The organism is Streptomyces ruber (genome assembly GCF_014648075.1).
Lineage (GTDB): Bacteria > Actinomycetota > Actinomycetes > Streptomycetales > Streptomycetaceae > Streptomyces > Streptomyces ruber.
Window position 1 is genome coordinate 1 of sequence record NZ_BMQK01000046.1, and the last position, 1,491, is coordinate 1,491.

At 70.2% G+C, this 1,491-nt stretch carries 1 protein-coding gene; it reads right to left on the bottom strand.

Annotated features, from left to right (window positions below; all coding sequences use genetic code 11):
• Window positions 1-23 precede the first annotated feature (23 nt).
• A complete protein-coding gene (locus tag IEZ04_RS34285; protein ID WP_189220910.1) occupies window positions 24-1,226 on the bottom strand; it encodes an IS110 family RNA-guided transposase in 1,203 nt (400 codons plus the stop codon).
• Window positions 1,227-1,491 lie beyond the last annotated feature (265 nt).

The window sequence follows — 1,491 nt, forward strand, 5'->3', positions numbered from 1 at the left end:
GGGGGGTGCCTCTATGTCTTTGGTCAAGCGGGGCGTGGGGTTCTGGGTTCGTAGAAGGTGCCGTCGCGGAGCATCGCGAACAGCACGTTGATCCGTTGCCGGGCGAGCCGGAGGAGGGCCTGGGTGTGCGTCTTCCCTCGGGCCCGGCAGCGGTCGTAGTAGGTGCGGGAGGCGGGATCGTGCAGGGCGGCGAACGCGGACAGGAACATCGCCCGCTTGAGCTGCCGGTTGCCGCCTCGTGGGGCGTGTTCACCGTGGATCGAGGTGCCCGAGGACTTGGTGGTCGGGGCGAGGCCGGCGTAGGAGGCCAGGTGGGCGGCGGTGGGAAAGCTGGTGCCGTCGCCGACGGTGACCAGCAAGGTGGCGGCGGTCCTGGCGCCGACGCCGGGCAGCGACGTCAGGACCTTCGAAAGAGGGTGGTCCTCCAGCAGGGCGGTGATCTGCGCTGCGGTCGCCCGTCGCTGTTCGTGGACGGCGCCGAGCGAGCGGGCCAGGGAGGGGATCACGATGTCGAGCGTGCCGGTGCCCGGAACGACGACGGTCTGCTCGTCGAGGGCCTCGAAGATGTCGTCGACCAGCCGGTTGGCCATCCGGGGTGCCCTGGGCCGGATCACCTCGACGAGCCTGCGGCGGCCGGCTTTCCGCAGTGCGGCGGGGGACCCGTGGCGTTCCAGCAGCCAGGTGACGGCCTGGTGGTCGAGCCGGGGACCGAGGACCCGCTCCAGACTGGGGTGGAACTGGGTGAGCAGGCCGCGGATGCGGTTGCTGGTGCGGGTGGCCTCGGCCGCGAGGTCCTGGTCGAAGCCGACGAGAACGGTCAGCTCGGCGGTGATCTCGTCGGTCAGCTCCAGCGAGCGCAGAGCGTGCGGCATCGTGCGGGCCGCGTCGGCGATGACCGCGGCGTCTTTGGCGTCGGTCTTCGCCTCGCCCGGGTAGAGATCGGCGATTCGCCGCATGGCGAGTCCGGGCAGGTAGGCGACCTGGCAGCCCACGTCACGGGCGACGGTCAGGGGCAGGGCGCCGATCGAGGCGGGCTGGTCCACGATCACCAGGACGGTGCCGAACTTGGTCTTCAGCCCGGTGAAGACGTCCCGCAGCCTCGGCTCGGTGTTGGGCAGTTGCCTGTCGAACACCTTCTTTGCGGCCGGGGTGAGGCCGTGCCCGTGGTGGGCGCTCTTGCCGACGTCCAGGCCGAGGAAGACGCCTATCCCGTCGTTGTCGTTCACGCCGTCCTCCCGGACGCATGTCGTGTGTGCTGGCCTGGGCGTTGGCGTCGTGCGCGCATCCACGTTATGCAGACCTGCCGCCCGCAAGCGGCCAGGTGTTGCACCAGGCCAGGCGGTAGTCGGGCCTCTCATCAGCGTCTCCAACGGCGCCTCGCGGACCCGGTGACACCACCCCCCAGGTCATTGGTTCGACAGGGGGGAACAGTCATGCCGGGCCCGGAGGCCAGCGGCCCTCTTGCAGGACCGCGAAAAACATAACGGGGGG